The sequence below is a fragment of the Cobetia sp. genome (genome assembly GCF_983723665.1).
The window spans coordinates 30,124-34,362 of the sequence record NZ_CFDJES010000011.1 but is presented as its reverse complement, the minus strand read 5'-3'; the positions used below and the strand labels follow the sequence as shown (position 1 = coordinate 34,362).

At 65.8% G+C, this 4,239-nt stretch carries 5 protein-coding genes; 3 read left to right on the top strand and 2 right to left on the bottom strand.

Annotated features, from left to right (window positions below; translation table 11 throughout):
- Positions 1 to 3: 3 nt before the first annotated feature.
- Entirely contained in the window at positions 4 to 444 is a 441-nt protein-coding gene (locus AC4FAH_RS02545) for a VOC family protein (protein ID WP_054555510.1), read from the bottom strand.
- A gap of 282 nt (positions 445 to 726) precedes the next feature.
- On the opposite strand from AC4FAH_RS02545, the gene AC4FAH_RS02540 reads away from it, so the two are divergent.
- Genes AC4FAH_RS02540 through AC4FAH_RS02530 form a run of 3 tightly spaced genes read left to right on the top strand, consistent with a single transcriptional unit; the run spans position 727 to position 3,199 of the window.
- Complete coding sequence (locus AC4FAH_RS02540) at positions 727 to 1,494, top strand: 5-oxoprolinase subunit PxpA (RefSeq protein ID WP_153636297.1); 768 nt, start codon at positions 727 to 729, stop codon at positions 1,492 to 1,494.
- Positions 1,494 to 2,240 (top strand): 5-oxoprolinase subunit B family protein, encoded by a 747-nt coding sequence (locus tag AC4FAH_RS02535; RefSeq protein ID WP_054555508.1) that lies wholly within the window; start codon positions 1,494 to 1,496, stop codon positions 2,238 to 2,240. The genes AC4FAH_RS02540 and AC4FAH_RS02535 overlap by 1 nt, the downstream gene beginning before the upstream one ends.
- The gene (locus tag AC4FAH_RS02530) at positions 2,237 to 3,199 is read left to right on the top strand and encodes a 5-oxoprolinase subunit C family protein (RefSeq protein ID WP_213113958.1); all 963 of its coding nucleotides are present in this window, start codon (positions 2,237 to 2,239) and stop codon (positions 3,197 to 3,199) included. The genes AC4FAH_RS02535 and AC4FAH_RS02530 overlap by 4 nt, the downstream gene beginning before the upstream one ends.
- Positions 3,200 to 3,653: 454 nt before the next feature.
- On the opposite strand, the gene AC4FAH_RS02525 is transcribed toward AC4FAH_RS02530, so the two are convergent.
- The coding region (locus AC4FAH_RS02525; protein ID WP_490245612.1) for a class I SAM-dependent methyltransferase at positions 3,654 to 4,239 on the bottom strand (586 nt) is incomplete at its 5' end.

The following is a 4,239-nucleotide window of genomic DNA, read 5'->3' as shown; positions in this document are numbered from 1 at the left end:
ACGTCATTTGCGAAACAGCTGGCTCTCGCGGTCCTTGAAGGCCTTGAATTCCAGTGCATTGCCGGTGGGGTCGAGGAAGAACATCGTTGCCTGTTCGCCGGGTTCGCCCTTGAAGCGGATATGGGGCTCGATCTCGAAGGTGACGCCCTCGGCGATGAGGCGGTCCGCCAGTGCCTGCCAGGCGTCCATCTCCAGTACCACGCCGAAGTGCGGCACCGGCACGCCATGGCCATCGACCGGATTGCGGTGCTGAGCGACGGCGCTTGCCGGGTCGGCCAGCGCCGGGTTCAGGTGGCAGACGAACTGGTGGCCATAGAGGTCGAAATCGACCCAGCTGTCGGACGAGCGGCCCTCGGGGCAGCCCAGAAACTCGCCATAGAAGCGGCGTGCCTCGGCGATATCGCGGACCTGGATGGCGAGGTGGAACGGGTCGCTGACGGCCATGGTGAAACTCCTGTTGTTGTTGGGGATTCGGCTGAGCAAGGAATGACTTCAGACCAGCGGTGGGCGGGGTGACAGGCCCTGAAGTCACCGCTCGGCTCGCCCAAGACAGAAGCATGATGCGCGCTGTCGGGCAAGCGATACACGGCCGGTGCTTTCATGGCGCAAGATGATGAAAGATTTCACCGATATGACGAATCATAAAATACGATTGGATACCAAGGCGGCCCCTTACATAGAGTGGAGGCATAACAACACACAAGATCTGACCTGTGAGGTTCCGCTATGTCCCGCTCTGCTCCCTCCCTCCCCCTGCTCAACTGCGATATGGGCGAAAGCTTCGGCAACTGGAAGATCGGTCTGGATGAAGAGGTCATGCCCTTCGTCGACTGCGCCAATATCGCCTGTGGTTTCCACGCCTCCGACCCCAGCATCATGCGCCGCACCGTGCGTCTGGCGGTCAAGCATGACGTGCGCATCGGTGCGCACCCGGCCTATCCGGACCTGCAAGGCTTCGGCCGTCGCTCGATGGCGTGTTCGCCTGCCGAGGTCGAGGACATGCTGCTCTACCAGATCGGCGCGCTCGATGGTATCTGTCGCGCCGAGGGCACTCGCGTCCAGTACGTGAAGCCGCATGGCGCGCTCTACAACGACATGGCCGCCGACCCGACGCTGCTGCGCGCCGTCATGCAGGCCGTGGTGCGCTATGACGCCAGCCTGCCGCTGATGGTGATGGCGACCGCCAACCCCGCGCCGATGCAGGCGCTGGCCGACGAGATGGGCATCACGCTGTGGTTCGAGGCCTTCGCCGACCGCGCCTACGACTCACGCGGCCACCTGGTGTCGCGTCGTGAGCCGGGCGCCGTGCATCACGACAGCGAGGTGATCATCGCCCAGTCCGTGACGCTGGCGCGTGGTGAAGCGCTGACCGACAGCAGCGGCGGTGATCTGGTGCTGTCCGCCGATACGCTGTGCGTGCACGGTGACAACGCCGAGTCCGTGGCCGCGGTGCGCGCCATCCGTGAAGCCTTCGATACGTTGGCGGGTGCCTGATGGCGGGGGCTGACAGCCACGGCCGTGGCACGTCACCGCAACTGCGCCTCGAGACCGTCGGCATGGACTCGCTGATCATCCGGCTGTTCGATCGCATCGAGGAATCCAACATGGCCTGGGTGCTGGCCGCCGACAGTGCGCTGCGTGAGGCCTTCGGCGCGGCGCTGGTCGATCTGGTGCCGTCCTACACCACGCTGCTGCTGCACTACGATGTGGCCGCGCTGGAAGAAGGCGAGGCGCGTGCCCGCATTCAGGCCGCGCTGGCGGATCTCGCGCCGGGCAGTGGCCAGCAGGGCCAGCTGCATGAAGTGCCCGTCTGGTATGACGACAGTGTCGGGCCGGAACTGGCGCCGATCGCCGCGCGGCTGGGCATCAGCGTCGAGGCGCTGATCGAGCGTCACGGGGCGCATGACTACTGCGTGTTCGCCCTCGGCTTCGCGCCCGGTTTCGCCTTCATGGGCGTGCTGGAAGAGGCGCTGACCACACCGCGCCTCAAGACGCCGCGCCAGAAGATCGCCCCCGGCAGCGTCGGCATCGCCGACCGTCAGGCCGCCATCTACCCGTCTCGCTCACCCGGTGGCTGGAACATTCTGGGCCGAACGCCCATTACCCTGTTCGGGCGCAACGAGGCCGGTGAACCGTCCAGTCGTTTCATGCCCGGTGATCGCGTGCGCTTTGTCTCCGTGAGCCGAGAGGAATTCGTTCGCCTGGGCGGCGATGTCACCCCGCTGGAGGAACGCGCATGAGCGACGTGAAGACGAAGACGACGCTGCGCGTCGAACGCAGTGGTGCACTGGCGCTGGTGCAGGATGCTGGCCGTCTGGGCGTGCGTCACCTGGGCGTGACCCAGGGCGGCGCGGCGGACTGGGTGTCGCTGGGCTGGGCCAACTGGCTGCTGGGCAACGCCCATGATGCGCCGGGACTCGAGATCACCATGGGCGGCGGCTTGCTGCTCAAGGTCGAACAGGCCGGCACTCTGGCGCTGTGCGGTGCGGACCTGGCCGCGACCCTCGACGGCGAGGCGCTCGCGCCGGGACAGGCCTTCGAGGTGGCCAGCGGGCAGCAGCTCAAGTTCGAGCGTCCCGTTGCTGGCCTGCGCGCCTATCTGGCCTTCCCCGGTGGCCTGGATGTCGCCCCGGTGCTGGGCAGTGCCGCCAGCACGGTGCGCGACGGCCTCGGCGGGCTGGATGGCGAAGGGCGGGCACTGGCCAGCGGTGATGTGCTGACGGCTGCCAGCAATGAGCTGTCGCTGCGCGAGCTGCCGGCCTCGGCACAGGCATGGCAGCAGTCGCTGGCCGCCAGGGAAGGCGAGGCGCTGGAGTTGCCGCTGGTCGTGGGGGCGCAGATCGCCGAGTTCAGTGGCGACAGCCTCTATCGCGCCTTCAACAGCGAATGGGCGGTGGATGGGCGCGCCGATCGCATGGGCGTGCGCCTGACCGGCCCGCGTCTCGAGCGTGAAGGAGCGGGCATGGTGTCCGAGGGCATTCCGCTGGGCGCCGTGCAGGTGCCGGCCGATGGCCAGCCCATCATATTGCTCAATGATCGCCAGACCATCGGCGGCTACCCGCGCCTTGGCGCGCTGACGCCACTGGCCTGCGCACAGCTCGGGCAATGTGTGCCGGGCACCCGGGTGCGACTGGCGGCCGTGACACCGGGTCAGGCGCGTCGTGATCACCTCGAGGTGCTGGCCGGCTGGCAGTCGTGATGCGCCGCAGCGGAGCTTTCAGCTCGACGCCTGCAGGCCAGAGCGACTAGGCCTGAACATTTAGACCTGAGCGACTGGATCGAAGCGTGCAGACAAAAAAAGGGCCTCCAAGTGGAGGCCCTTTCGGTTTTCCCGTGAGGGAATCTTTGATGCTGTTGGGAGTGATTGATCAGATCACGCCCTTGATGAACAGATTCCCGGAGAAACGTTGCGCGAGCATCGGGAAACGTTGCACTGACTCGTGGGTATCGATGAAACACGAAGCAATGCGGTCATCATGTCGGGCACATTACCCTCACATGCTGACGGGTAACGAACGGCTTATCCCCCGAACGGGACTGTACTGGCAAGAATAACGGTTGAGGCAGGCGGATGCCAGTCATTTGCGAGCGCTGTTTCCTAATTTTTTCCTCGCCGCATCCCTGCGGTGAGTTCTACTGATTCATCGTGCCCTTCACTGCTTGGCAGGACGCTTGCGCAGGCGCCACAGGTGAACCTCCAGCCAGCCGGCTTCCAGGGCCAGCATCAGGTTGCGTTGCATCTGGGAAAAGGCCGGGCCGAACACCAGTTCCGGCGTCAGGCCGCGGGCGGCCAGCATGGCCGGCGAGGGCGCAGGCGCATCATCCCGGTAGGCGCTGGGTTGCTCGCTGGTGCTCTCGCGCATGCGCCGCGCCTGCCAGCTCAGCACCTGATCGGTCAGCTCGACATGGGCATCGACCTCGAAGCCACTGCTGGCCATCGCCTCATGCAACTCCTCGCAACTGGCCAGCTGATCGCCACGCGGTGACAGCGCCCAGGGCAGTGGCAGGGCAGGGCGCTCGCCAAACGCCTGCGCCTGCACGCTGAGCACCGGCTCGTGCAGCAGGAGATAGCCATCCTGCTCGAGACAGTCATGCCACTGGGTGAGCGTGCTGACCTTGTCGCTCAGATGCACCAGCAGGTGCTGGCTGAAGAGGCGATCAAAGCGGCGGCCCGACAGTGCCGGATGCAGCTCGGGGTAGCAGGCGTCGCCCTCCAGCACGCGAATCGACTCGCGCAGT